The sequence below is a fragment of the Gluconacetobacter tumulisoli genome (genome assembly GCF_014174155.1).
Taxonomy (GTDB): Bacteria; Pseudomonadota; Alphaproteobacteria; order Acetobacterales; family Acetobacteraceae; genus Gluconacetobacter; species Gluconacetobacter tumulisoli.
The window spans coordinates 1-21,771 of record NZ_JABEQM010000020.1; the positions used below are offsets into that span (position 1 = coordinate 1).

Here is a 21,771-nt window from a genome sequence, read left to right on the forward strand (position 1 = left end):
GTCGCCGCCAGGTCTTCCAGTCCACCTAACCACCGCGGGGTGGAGCAGCCCGGTAGCTCGTCAGGCTCATAACCTGAAGGCCGCAGGTTCAAATCCTGCCCCCGCAACCATACGAATTAAGTCTTTGATAAGACAGGATAAAACCCGCCCCAACAGGCGGGTTTTCTGCGTTCCGGCGCCAATCCCCCAACAGATCGAACGCCCCTATCCCAGGCGCGCTATATAGGCTTCAATCTCGGCACCCCCAGTCAGAAGGTCGGCGACGATCGCCTCGCGGGCGGCAGGCCCGTCGTGCCGTTCAAGCGCGTCCAGCGCCGCGCGGTGGGAATCGAAGCCGCCATAATCGGGGCCGACAGTTTCGTGAAACAGCTTGAGGATCGGCCCCATGGACAGCCAGAGATTCTCAATCTGACGAACCAGCATCGGCAGACGCGATAGCTCGTACAGCCCGAAATGGAAGGCGCGGTTGAGGCGCGCCACGCCCTCATCGCGCGATCGGCTCCAAGCATCTTCATAAGCCCTTTGCGTCGCGCGAAGGCGGGCGATCTCGTCCTCCTGCGCGGTTGCGGCCGCGTGCTCGGCCGCGAGTCCTTCCAGGGCGATCCGGATGACGCGCAGTTCGCGATACCGTTCCAGTGTGACGTCGGGCACCACGACGAATCGACCGGCGCGAAGCTCGAGCCCATGTTCACTGGTCAGGCGCTGGCAGGCCTCGCGTACGGGGGTGATGCTGGTGCCCAGGCGTTCCGCCAGATCGCGCATCAGCAGCCGGGTCCCAGGCCGGAAACCGCCCGCGATCAGTTCCTCGCGCAGGGCGAGATACGCCTGGTTGGAAAGACTGCCCTGGTCGAGACGCCGCATGGGCCGTTCCTGCCTGTTTCCGTCGCGCCCGGCAAGCGCCGGGAAAAACCCGTTGCGATGATCAAATTATAATTTATAAGATGATCAAATTATAATTTATAAATTGTAACCCGTCACCCCGGATCCTGACGATCGCCAGAGAACGAGCCTCCCGCCCATGAATCGCGACGACGTATTTTCTATTGCCGTTGCACAACTGAACTCCGTGCCGCCCGCGGTCCCGCCGGACATCGTGCGGCGTGCCATTGCCGACCAGTATGGACTCGACGTCTCGCTCTCGCCCCTGCCGGGCGAGAGGGACCTGAATTTCCAAGCCACGACGCCGGATGGCACCCGCTTCGCGCTCAAGATCGTCAATGCGCACGAGACGGCGGAGGAAACCGCGCTCCTGACCGCGATCATGACGCATGTCGATACGGGGGATCTTCCGGTCGCGGTCGTGAAGCGTGACCGGAACGGGCACGCCGATACGGTGCTGGCGCATGCGGGCGCGACATGGCGAATGCGGCTGGTGGGATGGCTGGACGGCACGCCGCTGGCCGAAGCACCACCCGCCCTCGCCCTGTGCCGCGATACGGGTCGTCAGATCGCACGCGTGGCACTGCGTTTGCGCTCGCTCGACGCAGGCGCATCTGCGGCACGGCGTCGTATCCTGTGGGATTCAAGCCGTATCGACGAACTCGCCGATTTTGCCGCCCACATCGCCGATCCGCAGCGCAGAACCCATGTCCTGGCGTTCCTCGATCAGTTCACGTCCCTGCGCCGAACCACGATCGACGGGCTGCGCCGTCAGATCATCCATAACGACTACAATGCCTCCAACATAACGGTCATGACGACCGATCCCGCGCGCGTCGCGGGGCTGGTGGATTTCGGGGACGCCTGCGAAGCCCCTCTGGTCAACGAACTGGCCGTAGCGGCATCGTATCAGATGCGCGCACCTGAAGGACCAATCGCCTCGCTGGCCGCCATGACCGCCGCTTTTCACGCGGTCATTGCGTTGACGGAAACCGAGATCGAGATGCTGGTACCGCTTGTGCGGGCCCGGCTTGCGACCCGCATCATCCTCAGCGAATGGCGCGCGTCGCTGTTCCCTGGCAATGCCGTCTATATTCGGCGCAATCTCGACAAGGCGGTCGCCCTGTTCGATCACCTTCACACCTTGTCCGACGGCCCGGCGCAACTGCACGCGGCCCTGGCAACGGAGCACGCCCATCCATGACGTCCAACGCCACCCTCCTCGCCCGTCGTCGTCGCCTGCTCGGGGCCGCCTACCGCCTGTTCTATGAGGAGCCGGTGCATCTCGTTTCGGGCTCCGGCGTGTGGCTGCGCGACGCCGACGGCCGGGACTATCTCGACGCCTATAACAATGTCGCCTCGGTCGGGCATTGTCATCCGTTGGTGGTCGAGGCACTGTCGACGCAGGCGGCCACGCTGAACACTCACACACGCTACCTGCACGAAGCCGTCCTGATGTATGCGGAGCGTCTTCTGGAACTGATGCCGGATGCGTTGGGCAACGTGATGTTCACCTGCACCGGCAGCGAGGCGAACGACCTGGCGTTGCGGGCCGCAAAGGTCTTCACCGGCGGCACGGGCATCATCGTCACGAAACACGCCTATCACGGCGTCACCGAACTGACCGCCGGCCTGTCTCCCTCCCTCGGCGCGGGGGCTCCGCCGGCACGCGATGTGTATTACGTCGCCGCCCCCGATCCCCTGCATGACGGCAGCACCGACGGCACTATGTTCGCTGCGGACGTCCGTGCCGCGCTGGAACGGATGCGTGCCGACGATGTTGCGCCCTGTGCGCTGCTGGCCGACACCATTTTCTCTTCCGACGGCATCCAGCCCTTTCCGTTGGGGGCTCTGCGTCTGGCGGCTGAAGAAATCCGGGCCGCAGGTGGCCTGTTCATCGCCGACGAAGTGCAGGCTGGCGTCGGCCGCACGGGCACACATATGTGGGGTTTCGCCCGCCATGGCGTGGTCCCGGATCTTGTGACCATGGGCAAGCCTCTGGGAGACGGACACCCGATCGGCGCCGTTGCCGCGCGCCCGCCCATTTTTGATATGTTCGGGGAAAGAGCGCGTTATTTCAATACCTTCGGCGGCAACCCGGTTTCGGCGCGCGTGGGACTCGCGGTGCTGGACGTGATCCGGGACGAAGGACTGACGGCCAATGCGGCGCAGGTCGGCGCGGCCCTGGAGCAGGCGGTACGGGCCATCCAGTCGCGCACGGCCTGTATTGCCGATGTGCGGGCCGCCGGCCTCTATCTGGGCGCGGAAATCGTCGATCCGGCAACCGAAGCGCCCGACGCCGCCCGGGCTGCAGCGATCGTCAACACGATGCGCGCAAAAGGCGTTCTGATCAGCAACAGCGGGCCGGCGGGCAACGTCCTCAAGATCAGGCCGCCGCTTTGCTTCTCCCCGCAAAATGTCGATATGCTGGCATCGCGTCTTGAAGACAGCATTGCCGCGTCCGCCTGATCCCCGATTCACCGCCTGACCCGGAACCTGCATCATGTCTGATTCATCGTCTTCTGCGACGCATCGTCCCGTGATGCTGCTGACGGGTGCCAGCCGGGGCATCGGGCATGCCACCGTCAAGCGTTTCCAGGCCGAGGGCTGGCGGATCCTCACCGTCTCCCGGCAGCCCTTTTCTGAAGAATGCCGCTGGCCCGACGCGCGCGAAAGCCATCTTCAGGCCAACCTGGACGAGCCCGGGGACGTCGAACGGCTGATCGAAGAGGTCAAGCGGCGCCTGCCCGAGGGCAAGCTCCACGCATTGGTGAACAATGCGGGCATTTCTCCGAAACTTCCCGGTGGCGGCCGGATGGGCGTCCTGGACACGACACCCGAGACATGGCTCAGCGTGTTCAACGTCAATCTGTTCGCCATCGCTGCGCTGGGACGGGGACTTTTCCAGGAATTGAAGGCAGCACAGGGTACGATCGTGAATGTCACCTCGATCGTCGGCAGCCGCGTGCATCCTTTCGCCGGCCCGGCCTATGCCTGCTCAAAGGCGGCTCTGGCGGCACTCACCCGCGAAATGGCCCATGAATTCGGTGCCCACGGCGTGCGCGTCAACGCCATCGCGCCGGGTGAAATCGCAACCGCGATGCTTTCGCCCGGCACCGATGCCATCATCAACCAGCAGATCCCCATGCGCCGTCTCGGCCTGCCGGCCGAAGTGGGCGAGACGATCCTGTTCCTCTGCTCGCCGCAATCCTCCTACATCAACGGAGCGGAAATCCACATCAATGGCGGCCAGCATGTCTGAAAAATGTCACATCCGAGCGGGAAGCATCACGTAAACGGAGAGATCTGCACCTTCAGAACCCCAGGCTTATCCTTCAACGCATCAAATGCTAACTGGATGTTGTCGAGGGAAACGATACTGCGGGTAAATGGCTCGACCAGAAACCGATCGTGGGTCAGCAGCGTCAGCGCGTCATGCATGTCCTCTCCCATTCCTGCAACCGAGCCCTTGATCGAATTTTCCCTGAGGACCATGTCAAGTATCCGGAGCGGTATGCTGTCGTCGGGGCCGGTGATACCGAAGGCGGCGATGTGGCCGCCCGGCCGTATCAGATCGAACGCCTTGGCATAGAGGGCAGGCGCCCCGATGCTCTCGATGACGATGTCGGCCCCCCGGCCGCCTGTCCTGGCCCGCACGATGTCCAGAACCCGCGCGGGATCCGTGATGACGATGTCCGCGCCGGACCGGGCTGCCAGTTCCGCACGTTCGGGCGAGAGTTCAACCGCGATGATCGGCGCAGCGCCGACCAGGCGCATCATCTGGATGTGCAGGTTTCCGATCGGACCGGCGCCCAGAACGACAACGGACTGCCCGAAGCTGACACCGGCCTTGCGCGCTGCCCGAACCACGCAGGCCACGGGTTCGGTCAGCGCCAGCACCTCCGGCGCAACGTCCTCCGGCGCCGGGATGATCTGACGCGCCGGCACGGAAACATATTGAGCAAATGCGCCGTCCCGATGAATGCCAATCTGACGCATCTCGCGACAATTCAGGATTTCGTTCCTGCGGCAGAAATAGCAATGCCCACAGCCGATGTTGATGTCGGCCACGACTCTCTGCCCGACCGTCAGGCCACTTACCCTCTCACCCATTCGGTCCAGCGTTCCGGTGAACTCATGTCCCGGAATGAATGGCAGCCTGTCCGCCGCATAATGCCCGTGAAAGATATGGACGTCCGTTCCGCAAATCCCGCAACGATCCACCCTGACCAGCACGTCGTCCGGGTCGATCTGCGGTATCGGAACCTCCCTGACTTCAAAACGTCCGGGTTCGAGGAGTACGGCTGCCTGCATGGTCTCCATCTTCGTTCTCCCTGGTCGTTTATTTGACAATGCGCAGCTTTGAACGGTCGATTGTCGTCGCGATGGCGACGATCAGAACAAGGCCAAAGAAAATCTGCTGTCCTGTCGCAGGAATGTTCAGATAGAGCATGCTCGATCTGACGACGGCGACGATCATCGTTCCGATCAGCGTATTGGTCACCCCGCCGACACCGCCCGTCAGCGGCGTGCCGCCGACGAGGACGGCGACGATCGCCGGCAGCAGAAATCCTTCCGCCAGGGTGGGAGAGCCTCCGGACAGTCTGACGGAGAACATCAGCCCGGCAATGGCCGCAAACATGCCCGAGAGCGCGAAGGCGAGGATCTTGTACCGTTCCACGCGGATACCAGATGCGACGACCACCGGTTCCGCGGCGCCGATTGCCTTGAATGTCCGTCCGGCTGTCATCCGGTTCTGGATAAACCATGCCACTGCAACAATCGCGAGCGCCACGATCAATTCGTGCGGTATGCCTGCGGTCGTGCCCATTATCCATCCGAACGCGTGCTTTCTCTGTTCGGCATCCATGTGCAGCGCCTGCTGTCCCGAGGCGAACTGTCCCACCGACAGCGCAATCCCGCCCACAGCGAGTGTCGAGATGAAGGAAGGGACCTTGAGGCGTGCGGTGACCACTCCTGAAATCGCGCCGAACAGAAGACCGGCGGCGATGACAAGAAGTCCCGAACCGACGCCAAGCGCAGGAAGAGAAATCGTTGTCAGCACCGTCGCCATGTTGGCGATCGACTGGGAGGAAAGATCGATGCTACCGATATAGATTACGAGAGTCATTCCGACGGCCATGACAAGCAATGGAACGATGTCGGTGGCCAGGTTCAGGAGATTTTCAGGACTGAGAAAATTGATATCGGTCATTCCGACCAGCAGAAGCGCGCTGACGAGCGTGATCCACGGGAAATGACGCCTCATCCTTTCGGTGTAGGTCAGTCCGCCGTTCAAACCATGTGCTGGATGAGGTCGTAGAGGGAAGGCTTTGCGCCGGGCTGACAGTTGAACCATTTCCTGATCTCTCCGTCCTTGATGACAGCAATGGTGTGACTGAGGCCAATGGCCTCCTCCAGGGTATCTGCGACCAGAATGATCCCTACGCCGTCGACCGACATGTCCCGGACCATTTCGTAGACGTCTTCCTTCGCCCCGATGTCGAGGCCACGCGTCGGGTGATCGAGAAGGATGATCTCCGAACCGCCGCTCCGCCATTTTGCCAGTACGACTTTCTGCTGGTTGCCTCCCGAGAGGTTTCCACAATCGACATTCTCGGACGCGACCTTGATCGACAGGCGCCTGATCCAGTCGCGCGCCAGTTCGCGCTCGGCCGCGATGTCGAGCATTCCCCCTTTCGAATAGTTTTTCATCTGGGAAAGCGTCATGTTTTCAAAGACGTTCATGCCGCTTGCGATGCCTTCGATCTTGCGTTCCCGTGGAATATATCCCACGCCGTGCGATACACTCTGCGACGCGCTGAATGACCGGACAGTCATGCCCCGAATGCTGACGGTGCCTTTCTCGGGCTTCCGCATGCCGAAAATCGTGCGCAGGATGGGCTCCCTTCCCGACCCTTCGACACCGACAAGCGCCAAGACCTCCCCTGCGTGAAGTTTCAGGGAAACATCATTTTCCCGCCCGGCGACGGTGACATGGTCAAGTTCGAGAAGAACATCGTCTTTATTGTAGGGAATCTGCCTGTTTTCGCGATAATATTCCCGGTTTATCTCTCTTCCGACCATTTTCTTCTGTATGGTCTCGATCTGGGCCTCGTCGGCGCTGATGACGTCAACGACGGCACCGTCCTTGAGCACGTAAATGCGATCGGACAGATCGATGATTTCATCCAGACGGTGAGAGACAAAGATGAACGACGCGCGCCTGCGTAATTCCCTTACCAGACTGAAAAGCAGTTCGATCTCGTCTTTCGACAGAACGGAAGTGGGCTCGTCCAGCAGGATGACGAGCTTTCCGTCGACTCTCTCTTCCAGGGCCAGAACCTTGGCAAGCTCGACAAGCTGGCGTTGGGAAAAGGTCAGCCTGGATGTAATCGTCGCCGGATTTATATCAAGTTTCACCTTCCTGAGCTGCTTTCGCGCCGCCTCACTCATCCTTTTCCAGTTGATCGCGCCGAAGCGGATAAACGGTTTTTCAAATCCCAGAAAGATGTTTTCCATGACAGTCAGGTTGGAAATCAGCGACTGCTCCTGATACACCATGCCGACGCCCATCTGCATGGCGTCGCGCGGGGTGCGGAAGTGCACCGGCACCCCATCAACCAGCACATTGCCGGCGTCGTGCTGGACGGCGCCGTAAATGATTTTCATCAAAGTAGATTTTCCGGCACCGTTCTCACCGACAAGTCCGATGATTTCCCCGTCCCCGATTTTCAAATCCACGCCCTTGAGAACGTGAACGCCCGGATAGCGTTTTTCGACATTCTGCAATTCGAACATGGCACCCTACTTTACAAAAGAGAGAGACCGGCGATCGGTGGACAGATAGACGGCGGCAATAACGAGCAGGCCGAGGACACCGTCCTGAAAGTAATCAGGAAGACCGATGACCACCATTCCGTTGCCAATGACGTTTACAATCAGGACGCCCACAAGCGTGTTCCATACGCCGCCCGAGCCCCCGCGCAAGGCCGTTCCCCCCACGACGACGGACGTGACGGACACAAACATGAAGTTGCGTCCCGTTTCGGTCTCGGCGATGCCAAGCCGGGCGACGGCGAAAATCGCACCAAGCGCAAAGAATATGCCAGCCACGACAAAGCCTGTGATGCGCAATTTCCCGACATTTAGCCCGGACGACCGCGCGAGATCCTCGCCCCCACCGATGGCGTAGAAATTGCGTCCGATCGTCGTATTGTCCTGGATGAACCAGGCGATCAGAAGGGCGGCCAGTGCCGCATAGGACATCAGCGCGAAGCCCCCGATCCGCAGTGTCAGCAGGGAGCGGAAGATCGGGTCCTCGATCTGTATCCGATTGCCCCCGGTAATCAGAAGCGACAGGCCTATGCCGACAAATCCAAGGGAAAGGCTCGCCATGAACGACGGAATTTTGAGTTGCACATGGATAAGTCCGTTGATTGCGCCCAGGATCGCGCCGACGAAAAGCGTTCCCGGTATCGCCATCCATCCCCAACCGGCGATCGATCCGCCGAGCGCATTCAGCATGAGGGCGAAGAGGACGGCGCACACGGCGACGGTCCCCTCCATCGACAGGTCAATCGACCCCATCAGGATGACGAAGGTGACGCCCACCGCAACCATCAGGGCCGGCGAGGCCGAGATGGCGATTCGGGCGAAATTGCGAAATGACAGGAAATTCGGGTTGACCGCCGTGAAGAACAGCGCAAGCCCGATCAGCACCAGGAGGGGGATCCATTTCCTGAAGTTTTCCATGGCCAGAAACTGATTCATGATCCAGCCTCGTTATGAAAACGAAACGCAGGGAAGGCCTGACGATACGGGTTGTCCTTCAGGAAGAAATCCCGTACCCGCGAACGTTATGATCTGTACTTGATCTGCCCTTTGCCCAAGGACCAGAAGTCCTTCCAATCGTATGTCGGATTGGTATCTATGTATTTCGTTTTGAAAACCTGGGCGTCTTTTGTCGTGACCAGTGTCGTTGGACCGTAGAATTCACGATGTTCTTTCGGCTCGGCCGAAGGCTTGAAGAAGCCCGTTGCGGCATAATAGGCCAGCGCTGCGGTGATTCCGCCGGCCCAATGGGGATTGGTGAACACCGTCGCGAGTATTTTCCCCTTGGTGACCAGTTCAACCGCCTGCGGGTTGCCGTCATACGATACGATCGGCATGTCCTCTATGCCTTCGGCCCGTAATGCCTCGATCACGCCGTAGGCCATGGTGTCGCTGGCGCAATGTACGCCCTTGATCGCGTCCCCATAGCGCGTCAGAAAGCCCGACATGACCTGGTTGGCCTTCTGCGTGTCCCAGTCGGCCGCCTGGACCGCAAGGAATTCTATGTTCGGATAGGCCTTCAGGGCGTTCTTGAAGCCTTCCAGGCGTTCGATCGCCGGGTTGTTCGAGGCGATGCCGCCGAGATGTACGACCCCACCTTTCCCACCCATGGCGTCAAACAGCAGGCGCGCCGTCTGCTCGGATGGCCCGACATCGGACCATGTCATGTGCGAGACGTAATTGTCACCGAAATCCCATGGATGAAGGTCGTCGGTCTTGTTCCAGATTGTGGAGACATAAGCGCCAGCCCTGCTGACGGCCTCGACTACGGGACGGCAATTGGGCATATCGTTCGGATCGGCGGCCAGCGCGACCTCGCTGCCATAGCGGGAGAGCAGGGACTTGATGTCGGAGAGCGATTTCTCGCTGGAGCCCTCATTGATCAGGTTGATCAAATCGCTGGTGCTCTTCCCGAGACTCCGGACGAAGGCCTCGCCTCCGGAAACGATCGAGTTCCAATATGGGTTTGTCCGGTCCCGATAACTCCATGCGATCTTCGGATTCTGTGCGGCCGCGCGCGCGACGCCCGATCCGAGAGTCGCGGCCGTCGTCATCCCGCAGAGACCGTAGGCCGAGAGTAAAAGCAGGCTACGACGATTGAGCGTCTGCTGCTCGATATAATTTTTGATGAACGACATGTCTGTCTCCGGGACGCCTGTTGTGTGGAATGTCGTGATATTCCGGTTTTCCTTGCGACATTCCCGGCGCTCTTATTATTGAACTGGATAGTTACTATACTGTGTCTGAAAAGTCAATGATGGAGCAAGTGGCTTCGCCGAGAACTCCAGTTGCCCCAGGATGGATCAGGCCCCCATCAGAAAGGCGTATCGCGCCCGATACAGCCTGTTCCCCCTGCCGGGTCAGCCCTTTCTCGGCCTCGTCTTCGACGTGATGCCCATGCCTATGCGGGGAGAGATTGCGGGCAAGCCTGTCTGGCCTGGCCTGGAACGGGCGCGTTTTTCCGCAGCAGTCCGCGATCCTTCAGGTCATGCCAGAATTCAGCAGGAATGGGATGACTGAACCATCTCAGGTTCTGTTCAAGCTGTTCAACGTTTCGCGTTCCGGCGCAGAATGCGGGTATTGCCGGATGAGCGACGACGAACTGAAGGGCCGCTGCCGGAAGCGGGACGTCGTGCGCGCGGCAGACCGCTTCGATTCGGGCCACGCGTTCCATGACTCCGTCAGGGGCAGGAGAATAATTATACTTGGCACCCGGGATGGCGCCGGTCGCCAGGATGCCGGAATTGAAGCCGCCACCGACGACCACCGCCGCGCCGCGTTCCTCGCAAAGCGGCAGGAACGTGTCCAGCGCGTCCTGCTCCAGCAATGTATAGCGTCCGGCCAGAAGGAAGCAGTCGAAGTCCCTCTGCCTGAGGGCTTCATAACAGACTTCCCATTCATTGACGCCGACGCCGATCGCTTTCACGACCCCTTCGGATCGCAATCTTTCCAAGGCACGCCAGCACCCATCCATTGCTTGCCGGAAGATTTCAGGCTGATTTTCGCCTTGCGTAAATCTGTCGATGTCGTGGATGAAAAGAATATCGATCCTCTCGAGCGCTAGGCGCTGCAGGGAGTCCTCGAAAGCGCGCAGCGTTCCGTCGAAGCTGTAGTCAAAATCCATCACGTTGGGGGCGGCATTATTCCAAGGCGAGAAATCGATGTCCTCCCGCCTGCCGGCGCGTAGGACGCGTCCGACTTTTGAGGCAATCACGAATTCGTCGCGGTTTTTCCAGCGAAGCGACTGGCCGAGGCGGAGTTCCGCAAGGCCATGACCATACATGGGCGCGGTGTCGTAAAATCGGATACCGGCATTCCACGCATGCTGGATCATGTCGTCGGCCGTTTTTTCGTCGACTTCCCGAAGAAAATTTCCAAGCGGGGCAGTTCCAAAGGCAAATGCGGTCACATCGAGACCGCTTCGGCCGAACTTACGTTTTTCGTCGGGGGTCATAGCCTGTCATCCTTTTCTTCCTGCCAGGTCATGTTTGTGCGCTGGCTTGTTTTTCCGGACGGCCGTCATTCCCGAATGAGTCCCTGTTCGATTTTTTGCCGTCTTGCACATCGGCCGGCTATCGGGGAGGGGCGCTTGTCCTGTGCGTTTTCGCTCTTTCAGGATATTTCAATTGATAGGCTTCGCATAATTTCTCTGTCAGTTCTGGAGCAACTGAAAGAAGGTTTCGGGCCTGCAGGACACGCGCAGGCATCAAAATGTCTCCTGTCCCTTCGATCCGTTTTGAACGTTGTCTCGGATCGACCGTTCAGTGGCGCTTTGACATCGGCCTCCCGTTTTCCAGTTCCGCGAGGGTGCGCGGCGCTGCCCCCAATAGTCGAACAGCGCTTTCCCGTGCGCTGATCGGGTTCAGCACACCGAACGGAAGCGTTCCGTCATCACGTCGAGGACTTCGCCGGGGTCACGCTTCCACCAGTTATTGGCCGAAAAGATTTCCACTTCGCAGAAGCCGGCATATCCCGCATCTTCCACGGCTGAACGGAGTGCCCGGAGATCGGCAACGCCGTCGCCCATCATGCCGCGGTCGAGCAGGACATCCGACGTGCGCGCAAGCCAGTCGCACAGGTGAAACCCGAAGATGCGGTTGCCGGCGCGGCCCAGCTGACGCGGAAGGTCCGTGTCCCACCAGACATGATAGACGTCGATTGCGACGCCCAGATTATCCGCGTCGATCAGGTCGCACAGGTCCAGCGCGTCCCGCGTCGTGGTCAGGCAGGACCGATCACCACCGTATACCGGGTGCAACGGCTCCAACGCCAGCCTGACGTCGACCGCCGCCGCAAAGGGGACGGCGTTCGCCACATATTCCGCGACGATTTTCAGGCTGTCCTTGACCCCTTTCGTGCCGGGTTGAACGCCGCCGGTGACGATCGTCAGAACGTCGGCCCCGAGTTCGGCCGTCTGGTCGATCGCCCGGCGAAAATCGTCGGCGATGTCGTCATGCCGTTGCGGCGCAAGCGGGCCGACCAGGAACGGCGATCGGCATAAGCCGACGACGCTGAGCCCGGCTGCCCGTGCACGGGCGCCGATGGCGCATGCCCGCCCTTCAATTTCCCGCCGCCAGAAGACGATGCCTGTAATTCCGCGTTCTGCGCACGCATCAATGGTCCGTTCGGGCGACCATCCGGCGCCCGCCCCTGGAACATTGTGGCCAAGCGTCGCGGTGTTCAGGGCCAGGGCCGAATGATCGTGGCGAAAATCACGCATCTCATGCCCCGTAGAGCGCGAGGAGGATATTCATGCGACTGACGGCCAGGTCCGGGTCCCGCAGCAGTCCGCAGCCGTCGGCCAGCCGGAATATTCCGGTGAAATAGGGCAGCGGGCGCATGGCCTGCGCGCCGTTCAGCATAACGAAATGGTCCTGGAAGCCGTTCAGCCATGCCAGGAACACCACGCCTGTCTTGTAATACTGGGTGGGGGCCCTGAAGATCAGGCGGGCCAGGGGAACCGTGGGGTCGAGCGTGGCACGGAACGCAGCGACGTCTCCTTCGCCGAGCTTGTTGACCGCGTGCGCGGCGGCAACCGCCAGCGGATCGAAAATCCCGAGGAGCGCGTGGCTGAATCCCCTGTCGTCACCCTGGATAAGCTCGGGATAATTGAAATCGTCACCGGTATACATCCGTACGCCTGCCGGCAGGCGGCGACGCAGGACGATCTCCTTGTCCTTGTCCAGGAGGGAGATCTTGATGCCATCGATTTTGGACAGGTTTTCCTCAATGATCGCCAGGACGGTCTCCAGGGCGGCATCGAAATCCCTGCTCCCCCAATAACCGGCCAGCGCGGGGTCGAACATCTCGCCCAGCCAGTGCAGAATGACCGGCTGGTCGCAACGCGACAGAACGGTCCGGTAGACTTTGCGGTATTCCCCGGGTGTTTTTGCGACCTGGACAAGGGCGCGGCTGGCCATGAGAATGAGCCGTCCGCCAACAGCCTGGATGGCCTCGGCCTGCTCGAGATAGGCGCCGGTGACCTGATCGATCGAACTGGCGTCGCGCGGGTCGAGCTGGTCCGTCCCGCAGCCGTTGCCGATCAGCGCATCGGGCAATTCGGCCCGGGTCCTTCGGATCAGCTCGAGGGACCGGGGCCAGTCGAGCCCCATGCCACGCTGCGCCGTGTCCATGGCCTCGGCAATTCCCAGCCCAAGCCCTGCCAGATACCGGCGAAACGCAAGTGTCCTGTCCCAGTCAACGGCAGCCTGGCCGGACGGGTCCGTCGCGGTGAACGGGTCCGCGACGACATGTGCCGCGGAATAGACGACGCGCGCGGGATTGGGGGGAAGAACCGTCAGGGGAAGCGGGATTCCGGTCAGAAGGTAATCCACCTTCCGTCCTGTCTGGTCGGGCAGCTTGATTTTCATGGCTGTTCTCAGAAACGGGGGACCAGCATCCCGGCGTCGGCCGAGATAACCTGTCCCGTCGTGTAGGGCAGTTTTCCAGATGCGAGTGTCGCGATGATGTTGCCCATGTCATCAGGTTCCCCGACGCGGGGTATCAGGGTCAAACCCTCGGCGGCACGCTGGCGATACATTTCGATCACCGGCGCCGTCATGTCCGTGGCGATGAGGCCGGGCTGCACGTCATAGACGGCGATATTCTCGGGACCGAGGCGCACGGCGAGGGCTTTTGACACCATGGCGGCGGCCGCCTTGGACGCGCAATATTCCGCGCGCTGGACAGCCACGGCAACCGCGTTCGAGGAGGTGACGTTCACGATGGAATGAAACAGGCCGGCCGGGCGTTCCCTGGCCAGAAGGCAGCGCGCAAAGGCCTGGGACAGAAAGAACAGCGCCCGGGCATTGATGGCCAGGCAGCGATCCCAGCTTGCCTCCGTGACCTCCAGAAGGTCGCCTCGCTGCAGGACACCCACGCCGGCATTGTTGACCAGCGTCGTCAGCGGCCCAAGCGTGTCCTCGATCCGGGCCAGGACCGTGGAATGCAGGCGGACATCGCCGACATCGAAGGGCACGGCCGTGACGGCCCCCCCCAGTGCCTCCACGCGCCGAACGGCGCCGCGGAGCTCTTCATCCTCGACGGGTCCGTTGATCGCCACAGCGAACCCCGCCCGCGCAAGAGCTTCCGCAGTCGCAAGACCGATCCCACGGGAGGAGCCGGTAATGAGCGCGACCTGCTTCATGTCCAGGTGCCTTTTTCATAAGAACCCGCACGACGATCATGTGCTGGATCTGGGTTTTATTTGTCGGATTCGCATAGTTCGACGTCTTGCCGCGGCCACTCGACCTCGAATTCACGAATATGAGCCGAATTATGGCGGACTTGCCGCCGTGTCTGCCGTCCGCGGCAAACCTCAACTGCCGCAGAATGCACCCGCGGTTGCGCGACATGGACGTCCTTCGCCCTGTCCGCCCGAGGCGCGGCGATCCCGATACGGGGCTTGTCCGGCACGCGCTTTCTTATGTTGAAGCGATGTCCGGTTTCCCGGGACGCGACCGTCACCATCCTTGTCGCGGGTCGGAACCTCGGTTTCGGGATGGATGACCTTGCTGCTGAAAGCCCGGGCGGTGTCCCGCGCGGGTTCCCGTGCCTCATTCAGATACATGCCGGCAGTTCCTGCTCTCGTATGCACTAACTGGTTACATATATTTTTCGTCAGGCGCGATCAAGGACAAAGAGAGCCTTTTTTGAAGCGCGGCGGGTGTTTCGGAAATTGTGATCAAAGGCGGGCGTGCGCGTGACCCGACTTCCGCAGGGCGCGTCGTCATCGGCTTCAGCGGAACGGGTTATCCGTTGATATGAAAATCTATTATCGGATTGCCGCGAGATGCGGGCGATCAGGCAGTCTTTGCCGCAGGTCCGGATATATCACGGGAACGTGTATTACCGCCCCCGGTGGGACGCTCTATGAAATAGGTAACCAGATGGTGCGTCTGGAGATGTCGCTCTAAAAGCAAGTGCCGTCAAAAAAGACAAACAAGGCACAAATCAAAAATGCAAGGCATCGACATATGGAAAAATTTCAAGGCTTGCGACAGGCGATGCGTGTACGACGGCGCATCGGTGCCTCTGTCCTGCAATCGGGGAACCGCGTGGTGAAGCCGCAGGCACAAGTCGGTATTCGCGCCTGACCAGGCGCACGCCATTCGTTGCATCCCACGTGAAATTCCACGAAATGACCGCCTGTTCATTCGTTTTCCGAGTGCGGATGCCAGAGCATTTGCATCGACCACGTCGATTCAATCACCTGATCACATATTCCCCACGTGGGTAACGCGCGGGTAGAAATCACGGAGAAGCTGCCAATGGACGAGATGGCACATGGTGTAGCGTTACCGGAAACCCCTCGCGAATTCGGGTTTTTTATCGATGGGGAGTGGCGCAAGGGCCGGGACATGTTCGAACGGAACTCTCCCAGCCACGACGTGACGGTCACGCGAACGGCCCGTTGCACGCCGGACGATCTCGATCAGGCCGTCGCGGCGGCTCGCCGTGCCTTTGACGATCGTCGCTGGGCGGGCCTGCCCGGCGCGGAGCGGGCGGGTGTCCTGCTGCGAACCGCCGAGGGATTGCGGTGGCATCGGGAAGAGATCGCCCGTTGGGAAGTTCTTGAAAACGGCAAGCCGATTTCCCAGGCAAGGGGAGAAATCGATCATTGCATCGCATGTTTCGAAACGGCCGCCGGTGCCGCCAGACTTCTTCATGGCGACAGCTTCAACAATCTGGGCGACGGCCTGTTCGGCATGACGCTGCGCGAACCCGTCGGCGTCGTCGGCCTGATCACGCCGTGGAATTTTCCGTTCCTCATTCTCTGTGAACGGGTCCCTTTCATTCTGGCGTCCGGTTGCACCCTGGTGGTCAAACCGGCGGAAGTGACAAGCGCAACAACGCTGATCCTTGCGGACATTCTCGCGGAGGCAGGCCTGCCGGCGGGTGTCTATAACGTCGTGACAGGATCCGGGCGCAGCATCGGTCAGGCGCTGACGGAGCATGCTGGCATCGACATGCTGTCATTCACCGGATCGACGGCGGTCGGGCGTTCATGCGTTCACGCGTCAGCCGACAGTAATCTGAAGAAGCTCGGTCTTGAACTGGGTGGCAAGAATCCGATCATTGTCTTCGCAGATGCCGATCTCGAAGACGCAGCTGATGGCGCGGCGTTCGGCATCAGCTTCAACACGGGGCAATGTTGCGTTTCATCAAGCCGCCTGATTGTCGAACGATCGGTCGCCGCCGAATTCGAGCGCATTCTTGCCGAAAAGATGAAGAAAATCCGTGTTGGCGACCCCTTTGACCCGGAAACCCAGGTCGGTGCGATCACCACGGCATCGCAGAACGAGACCATTCTGGGCTATATCGCCAAGGGAAAGGCCGAAGGTGCCACGCTCCTGGTCGGTGGCGAGCCCCTGGAAAGCGATTGCGGGCGATATATCCAGCCGACGCTGTTCTCGGGCGTGACGCCCTCCATGTCCATCGCGCGCGAGGAAATCTTCGGACCTGTCCTGTCGTCGTTCCACTTCGATACGCAGGACGAGGCGATCGTGCTGGCCAATGACACGGTCTACGGGCTGGCGGCTTCCGTCTGGTCAAAGAATATCGACAAGGCCCTGACCGTCACACGCCGTGTCCAGGCCGGTCGCTTCTGGGTCAACACCATCATGGCAGGGGGGCCGGAAACCCCGACGGGTGGCTTCAGGCAGTCCGGCTGGGGAAGGGAAACGGGCCTCCTCGGGGTGGAGGAATACACGCAGGTGAAATCCGTCCATATCGAAATCGGCAGACGTTCGCATTGGATCTCGTCATGAAGGCGGCCTTCGACTATATCATCGTCGGCGGTGGCTCGGCCGGCTGCGTCCTGGCGGCCCATCTGTCCGAGAACCCGTCTGCGCGCGTCTGCCTGATCGAGGCCGGCAGGCGCGACACCAACCCCCTTATCCACATGCCGATCGGCTTTGCCAAGATGACGACCGGTCCGTTGACATGGGGGTTGACGACCACGCCACAGAAGCATGCCAACAACCGGCAGATTCCCTACGTCCAGGCCAAGGTCCTCGGCGGAGGATCCTCGATCAACGCAGAGGTTTTCACCCGCGGTCACCCGTCCGACTACGACCGCTGGGCCGAGGAAGGCGCCGAGGGCTGGAGTTTCCAGGAAGTTCAGAAATACATGCTGCGTTCGGAGGGAAACACCATTCTTTCCGGGGCCTGGCACGGGACCGATGGACCGCTGGGCGTGTCCAGCCTTTGCGCGCCCAATGCCGTCACCCGCGCATTCGTGCAGAGCTGCCAGGAACTCGGGATGCCGTACAACCCCGACTTCAATGGCGCTTCCCAGGAGGGCACGGGTATCTACCAGATGACCATCAGGGACAACCGTCGCTGCTCCGCCGCCGTTGCCTATCTACGTCCTGCCCTGAAGCGCAGCAACCTTCATGTCATCACGGGCGCGCAGGTTCTGCGGATCGTATTTAACGGCTCCCGCGCCACCGGTGTGGAATATGCCGCCCGGGGTTCCGTGCAGACCGCCCGTGCGGGTCAGGAAATCATCGTCAGCTCGGGCGCCATCGGCACACCGAAGCTGCTCATGCTGTCCGGCGTCGGTCCCGCCGCCCATCTCCGGCAGCATGATATTCCCGTTGTGCGGGACCTGCCGGGTGTAGGACAGAATCTGCAGGACCATTTCGGCGTCGACATCGTAGCGGAACTGAAGAGCCATGACAGTTTCGATAAATATAACAAGATGCATTGGATGTTCTGGGCCGGGCTTCAGTATGCCATGTTCAAGACGGGGCCCGTGACTTCCAACGTGGTTGAAGGCGGCGCGTTCTGGCATGCTGACAAGCGGACGTCGCGCCCCGACCTGCAATTCCATTTTCTCGCCGGGGCCGGGGCCGAGGCCGGCGTCGCCTCCGTCCCCCGCGGAGTGTCCGGCGTGACGTTGAACAGCTATACCCTGCGTCCCAGGTCACGGGGATCGGTGACCTTGCAGTCGTCCGATCCGCGCAAGGCGCCTCTTGTGGACCCGAATTTTCTGGCGGACCCCGACGACCTCCGGACTTCTGCCGATGGCGTCAAGATCAGTCTCGATATATTCACTCAGCATTCTCTGAGCAAATATATAAGGAAAATCAACTTTTTTGACGGTAGTGCCCCGACTTCTGCGACGTTCGAGGCCTATGCGCGGCAACATGGTCGGACATCGTATCATCCGACCTGCACCTGCAAGATGGGACAGGACACAATGTCCGTGGTCGATCCGCAATTGCGCGTCTACGGTCTGGACGGCATACGCATCTGCGACAGTTCCGTGATGCCGTCGATTATCGGATCCAATACGAATGCGCCCACCATCATGATCGCGGAGCGTGCAGCCGATCTCATTCGGGGCAACGCATGAACGTGGAAAGAAGATCTCGCGGATTCGCGAAAAAGTCAGGAAAAAAAGACTTTGTCGAAAGATAAGGAAAGTCGGTTATTTGCGTTCCTAATGACCATCTTGCTGGTATGTAAATGCGAAGCCGAATCGATGTTGTATTCTTTCCGGCGAACATGCCTGACCGTTTGATGCGCAGGTTGTATTTATAATAGTTCTCGTCTTTCCCTCCGATTTCATTGAGCCTGGGATTGATGCATTGTCCCAGAAGAGGGATGTTTTTTATAAATATTTACCCTCCGGATTTTTCTCCGCTTGGTCTCATACTTATAAAAATAATAATTTGTGGAGACTCAGATGGTACATGAGATGCGCCAGATTTACGAGGAGCGCGAACCGGGTTTTATTTTTCACATAATATACAAATCTGTAGTAACATTCATGCTTTTAATGAAATTAATATTCCCTAATTACGCATATGCAAGCGTGGCGGGCCCTCCGGAGCAGAGTTCTCCGCAATCTCGCCCTTCCGGCGGCCGTGCCGCTCTCGGCGCCATTCGCCAGCCCGAGAAAAAATCCCCGCCTCCAGAATTCTATGTCGCGGAACCGACGGGGGGATCCTTTTTTCCGTCAAGCTTCGCGGAATGGAACAAGCAGGATTCCATGATCGGCGGTCTGGGCGGACTGCGAAAGCGGCTTGAGGCGCAGGGCGTTGTCCTCAAAGGACGTTATCTTGAAGATACTTCGGGTAATCCGATCGGGGGTAAATCCCAGGGCGTGCGATATGCACATGAATTTGCGCTTGGAACCGATATAAATTTTCTGAAACTGACCGGTCATGACATAGGTACTCTTCATTTCCTGGTGACGGAGCGCGCCGGCCTGAGCCTGGCGACGTCGATTCTGCCGGCCATCAGTTCCGTGCAGGAGATATTCGGCTCCGGTGAAACGGTGCGTCTGACGCGTCTTACCCTTGAACATCATTTCGGCCGCTACGCGACCATGGAGGCAGGCTGGTTCAGCACCGAAAATGACTTCGCCGAATCCAGTATCCACTGGAACCTGTATGTTTATTGCGAATTCCAGAGCAATGCCATTTGCGGCATGCCGCAGTCCCTGGCCTTCAACTCGGGCTATGGCTGGTACCCGACCGCCCATCCCGGCAGCTACCTGAAACTATATCCATTCGGAAACAGGAACTTCCTGATTTCCGGTGGACTCTACAATGTGGATAATACCATTTCAAATACCCATAACGGGTGGAAGCTTGGCTTGAACAACACCACCGGTTCCTATCTTCCCTTCCAGTTGGGATGGATTCACGGAGGGACGGATGAAAATGGTACACTGCCCGGCAACGTGAGGATCGGCGGTTACTGGGATACATCGCAGGTCAAAATCGTCACGACCCAGATCGCCCAGTTCGAGCCCTCTTCGGTCCGTCTCATCGACCTGCCTCAGGATTCCGTTCGCGGGCGTTATGGTGGCTGGGTGGAAGTCGACCAGATGTTGCAGCGTGATCATGAGGGAAGCCCCAGAGGTACCCTTCTCTTCGTCAGTTTCATATGGGGGGATCCGCGTACGGCCTTTTCGCCCTATTTCGCGACATGGGGCCTTATACGCAAAGGCACGTTTCCCGGCAGGCCGAATGACACGGTCAATTTTGGCGGAAAGATACTCGTGCTCAACCCGAAGCTGACGCATTATGCGGAATATCTTCAGTCGCTCGGTGAAAAAGCCTACAGGCCGACCGAAGAGAATTCCTTCGAGCTGAATTACGGCTGGCGTCCCAATCCATGGGCGACGGTCCGGCCTGGCCTGCAATATCTCTGGCACCCGGGGGGCACAAGCCGCTATCCGAACGCTCTGATCCTGGACTTCGAAGTCGGCTTCACGTTCTAACGGCCTTCCTGGTCGGGAGCCGGCGCGCCTGTCGCGGCCAAAGGATTTATTGCATCGTGGCGCGCTCCAGCAGGCAGTCGGGACCGATCTCTTCCAGCGAAGCGAGACCGAGCTGGGCCATGTCCAGATCGATCTCGCGGCGCAGCAGCGCCGCCGCATGGCGCAGGCCGGGTTCGCCGGCCAGGGCGGCGGCATACAGGAACGGACGGCCGATCAGCACGAAGTCCGCCCCCAGCGCGAGGGCTTTCAGGATATCGCCGCCGCGACGGAAGCCGCTGTCGACCAGAACCGCCATGTCGCCGCTTTCGTCGCGGATCGCGCCCAGAACGTCCATCGGCGACGCGGCGCCGTCCAGCTGGCGGCCGCCATGGTTCGAAACGACGATGCCGTCCACGCCATGCTGCCGTGCGAGGCGGGCGTCCGCTGGCGAGAGAATCCCCTTCAGGACCAGCGTTCCCTGCCATGACCGCCGGATCTGCCGCACGTGATCCCAGGTGAAGGCACCATCCCCGCCGATGAAGCTGACCTGGCGCGAGAACAGGCCCGGCCCGCCGCGCGGCTGGATGTTGGAGATGACCGGCACCCCCTGGCGCGCCACGGTGCGGGCCGCGGTACCCAGCAGCCAGTGGGGGTGCGTGATTCCGTCGGCGATCAAGCGCGGGGTCAGGCGTATGGGCATCGTGTAGCCATTCCGCCGCTCGGCCTCGCGGTTCGATCCCGCGGGGACGTCGGCGGTCACCACCAGCACCCTGACGCCGGCGGCGGCAACACGGGCCAGCATGCCTTCGATATGGGCCGGATCGGGCGGCAGGTAGGCGGCGAACCAGATATCGGGATTCACCGCCGTCACGGCTTCCATCGGCGTGATGGAATTCGCGCTGAGCACGAACGGCAGGTTGGCTGCCCGTGCGGCCCGCGCCATCCGCAGATCGGCGTCGAAGGCCGCCACCGCCGAGGCGCCCATGGGCGCGATCCCGAACGGCACGTCATAGCGATGGCCGAACAGGGTGCGGGCCGGCGTGCGCGACGCCACGTCGCGCAGGATCCGCGTGACGAAATGCCAGCGGCCGAAGACGTCGCGATTGCTGCGGATCGCCCCGCCATCCGCCGCGCCGCCGCTGGCATAGCCGTAGATGGCGTGGGGCAGGCGACGGCGGGCGGCGGCCTCGAAATCGTCAAGGTTGAGGTAACGCCCCCACAGGCGCGGGATCGGCGCGGACGCCGGCACGGGCGATACCGCGGGCGAGGAAGTGTCCGTAGGACGTGTCGGCACGATGGACAGGGCGGTCATTCTGTTTATCCACAATCGGGGTCCAGGG

At 60.5% G+C, this 21,771-nt stretch carries 18 protein-coding genes and 1 tRNA gene; 8 read left to right on the forward strand and 11 right to left on the reverse strand.

Annotated features, from left to right (window positions below):
- Nucleotides 1–33 precede the first annotated feature (33 nt).
- Nucleotides 34–110, forward strand: a tRNA-Met gene (locus HLH28_RS16565).
- Between the two features lie 94 nt (nucleotides 111–204).
- Here HLH28_RS16565 and HLH28_RS16570 read toward each other — a convergent pair.
- Nucleotides 205–861 carry a GntR family transcriptional regulator gene (locus HLH28_RS16570; protein ID WP_182961265.1) on the reverse strand — a complete coding sequence of 219 codons (657 nt, stop codon included), beginning with the start codon at nucleotides 859–861 and terminating at the stop codon, nucleotides 205–207.
- A gap of 157 nt (nucleotides 862–1,018) precedes the next feature.
- Here HLH28_RS16570 and HLH28_RS16575 point away from each other — a divergent pair, with 157 nt between their 5' ends.
- The 3 genes from HLH28_RS16575 to HLH28_RS16585 are packed head-to-tail and all read left to right on the forward strand — an operon-like array spanning nucleotide 1,019 to nucleotide 4,141.
- Nucleotides 1,019–2,083: a phosphotransferase gene (locus HLH28_RS16575; RefSeq protein WP_182961267.1), complete on the forward strand. Its 1,065-nt coding sequence runs from the start codon at nucleotides 1,019–1,021 to the stop codon at nucleotides 2,081–2,083.
- The gene (locus HLH28_RS16580) at nucleotides 2,080–3,348 is read left to right on the forward strand and encodes an aspartate aminotransferase family protein (protein ID WP_182961358.1); all 1,269 of its coding nucleotides are present in this window, start codon (nucleotides 2,080–2,082) and stop codon (nucleotides 3,346–3,348) included. Before HLH28_RS16575 ends, HLH28_RS16580 begins: the two co-directional genes overlap by 4 nt.
- Nucleotides 3,349–3,382: 34 nt before the next feature.
- Entirely contained in the window at nucleotides 3,383–4,141 is a 759-nt protein-coding gene (locus tag HLH28_RS16585) for an SDR family NAD(P)-dependent oxidoreductase (protein WP_220790148.1), read from the forward strand.
- A 26-nt stretch (nucleotides 4,142–4,167) separates the two neighbouring features.
- On the opposite strand, the gene HLH28_RS16590 is transcribed toward HLH28_RS16585, so the two are convergent.
- The 4 genes from HLH28_RS16590 to HLH28_RS16605 are packed head-to-tail and all read right to left on the reverse strand — an operon-like array spanning nucleotide 4,168 to nucleotide 8,493.
- A complete protein-coding gene (locus HLH28_RS16590) occupies nucleotides 4,168–5,202 on the reverse strand; it encodes a zinc-dependent alcohol dehydrogenase (protein WP_182961269.1) in 1,035 nt (344 codons plus the stop codon).
- A 19-nt stretch (nucleotides 5,203–5,221) separates the two neighbouring features.
- Complete coding sequence (locus HLH28_RS16595; RefSeq protein WP_220790149.1) at nucleotides 5,222–6,148, reverse strand: ABC transporter permease; 927 nt, start codon at nucleotides 6,146–6,148, stop codon at nucleotides 5,222–5,224.
- A 26-nt stretch (nucleotides 6,149–6,174) separates the two neighbouring features.
- A complete protein-coding gene (locus tag HLH28_RS16600) occupies nucleotides 6,175–7,680 on the reverse strand; it encodes a sugar ABC transporter ATP-binding protein (RefSeq protein ID WP_182961273.1) in 1,506 nt (501 codons plus the stop codon).
- 6 nt (nucleotides 7,681–7,686) lie between these two features.
- Nucleotides 7,687–8,493 carry an ABC transporter permease gene (locus HLH28_RS16605; RefSeq protein ID WP_338029758.1) on the reverse strand — a complete coding sequence of 269 codons (807 nt, stop codon included), beginning with the start codon at nucleotides 8,491–8,493 and terminating at the stop codon, nucleotides 7,687–7,689.
- On the opposite strand from HLH28_RS16605, the gene HLH28_RS17915 reads away from it, so the two are divergent.
- On the forward strand, nucleotides 8,483–8,647 hold the full coding sequence (locus HLH28_RS17915) for a hypothetical protein (protein ID WP_220790157.1): 165 nt from the start codon (nucleotides 8,483–8,485) through the stop codon (nucleotides 8,645–8,647). The two genes, HLH28_RS16605 and HLH28_RS17915, sit on opposite strands and share 11 nt — an antisense overlap.
- 91 nt (nucleotides 8,648–8,738) lie before the next feature.
- Here the strand turns inward: HLH28_RS17915 and HLH28_RS16610 are convergent, their stop codons facing one another.
- The 5 genes from HLH28_RS16610 to HLH28_RS16630 all read right to left on the reverse strand — a co-directional run bounded on the left by HLH28_RS16610 (nucleotide 8,739) and on the right by HLH28_RS16630 (nucleotide 14,359).
- Nucleotides 8,739–9,851, reverse strand: a complete 1,113-nt coding sequence (locus tag HLH28_RS16610; RefSeq protein WP_182961277.1) for a sugar ABC transporter substrate-binding protein — start codon at nucleotides 9,849–9,851, stop codon at nucleotides 8,739–8,741.
- 263 nt (nucleotides 9,852–10,114) lie between these two features.
- Nucleotides 10,115–11,167 (reverse strand): aldo/keto reductase, encoded by a 1,053-nt coding sequence (locus HLH28_RS16615; RefSeq protein ID WP_182961279.1) that lies wholly within the window; start codon nucleotides 11,165–11,167, stop codon nucleotides 10,115–10,117.
- Between the two features lie 408 nt (nucleotides 11,168–11,575).
- Complete coding sequence (locus HLH28_RS16620; protein WP_182961281.1) at nucleotides 11,576–12,433, reverse strand: sugar phosphate isomerase/epimerase family protein; 858 nt, start codon at nucleotides 12,431–12,433, stop codon at nucleotides 11,576–11,578.
- A gap of 1 nt (nucleotide 12,434) precedes the next feature.
- The gene (locus HLH28_RS16625; RefSeq protein ID WP_182961284.1) at nucleotides 12,435–13,583 is read right to left on the reverse strand and encodes a dihydrodipicolinate synthase family protein; all 1,149 of its coding nucleotides are present in this window, start codon (nucleotides 13,581–13,583) and stop codon (nucleotides 12,435–12,437) included.
- 8 nt (nucleotides 13,584–13,591) lie between these two features.
- The gene (locus HLH28_RS16630; RefSeq protein ID WP_182961286.1) at nucleotides 13,592–14,359 is read right to left on the reverse strand and encodes a 3-ketoacyl-ACP reductase; all 768 of its coding nucleotides are present in this window, start codon (nucleotides 14,357–14,359) and stop codon (nucleotides 13,592–13,594) included.
- Nucleotides 14,360–15,482: 1,123 nt separating this feature from the next.
- Between HLH28_RS16630 and HLH28_RS16635 the strand changes: the two genes are divergently transcribed.
- From HLH28_RS16635 to HLH28_RS16645, 3 genes are all read left to right on the forward strand, one after another.
- Entirely contained in the window at nucleotides 15,483–16,982 is a 1,500-nt protein-coding gene (locus HLH28_RS16635) for an aldehyde dehydrogenase family protein (protein WP_182961288.1), read from the forward strand.
- Nucleotides 16,979–18,574 carry a GMC family oxidoreductase gene (locus HLH28_RS16640; protein WP_182961290.1) on the forward strand — a complete coding sequence of 532 codons (1,596 nt, stop codon included), beginning with the start codon at nucleotides 16,979–16,981 and terminating at the stop codon, nucleotides 18,572–18,574. Before HLH28_RS16635 ends, HLH28_RS16640 begins: the two co-directional genes overlap by 4 nt.
- A gap of 333 nt (nucleotides 18,575–18,907) precedes the next feature.
- Nucleotides 18,908–20,452 carry a carbohydrate porin gene (locus HLH28_RS16645; RefSeq protein ID WP_246396323.1) on the forward strand — a complete coding sequence of 515 codons (1,545 nt, stop codon included), beginning with the start codon at nucleotides 18,908–18,910 and terminating at the stop codon, nucleotides 20,450–20,452.
- 46 nt (nucleotides 20,453–20,498) lie between these two features.
- On the opposite strand, the gene HLH28_RS16650 is transcribed toward HLH28_RS16645, so the two are convergent.
- Nucleotides 20,499–21,743, reverse strand: a complete 1,245-nt coding sequence (locus HLH28_RS16650) for an alpha-hydroxy acid oxidase (protein WP_182961292.1) — start codon at nucleotides 21,741–21,743, stop codon at nucleotides 20,499–20,501.
- Between the last annotated feature and the right edge of the window lie 28 nt (nucleotides 21,744–21,771).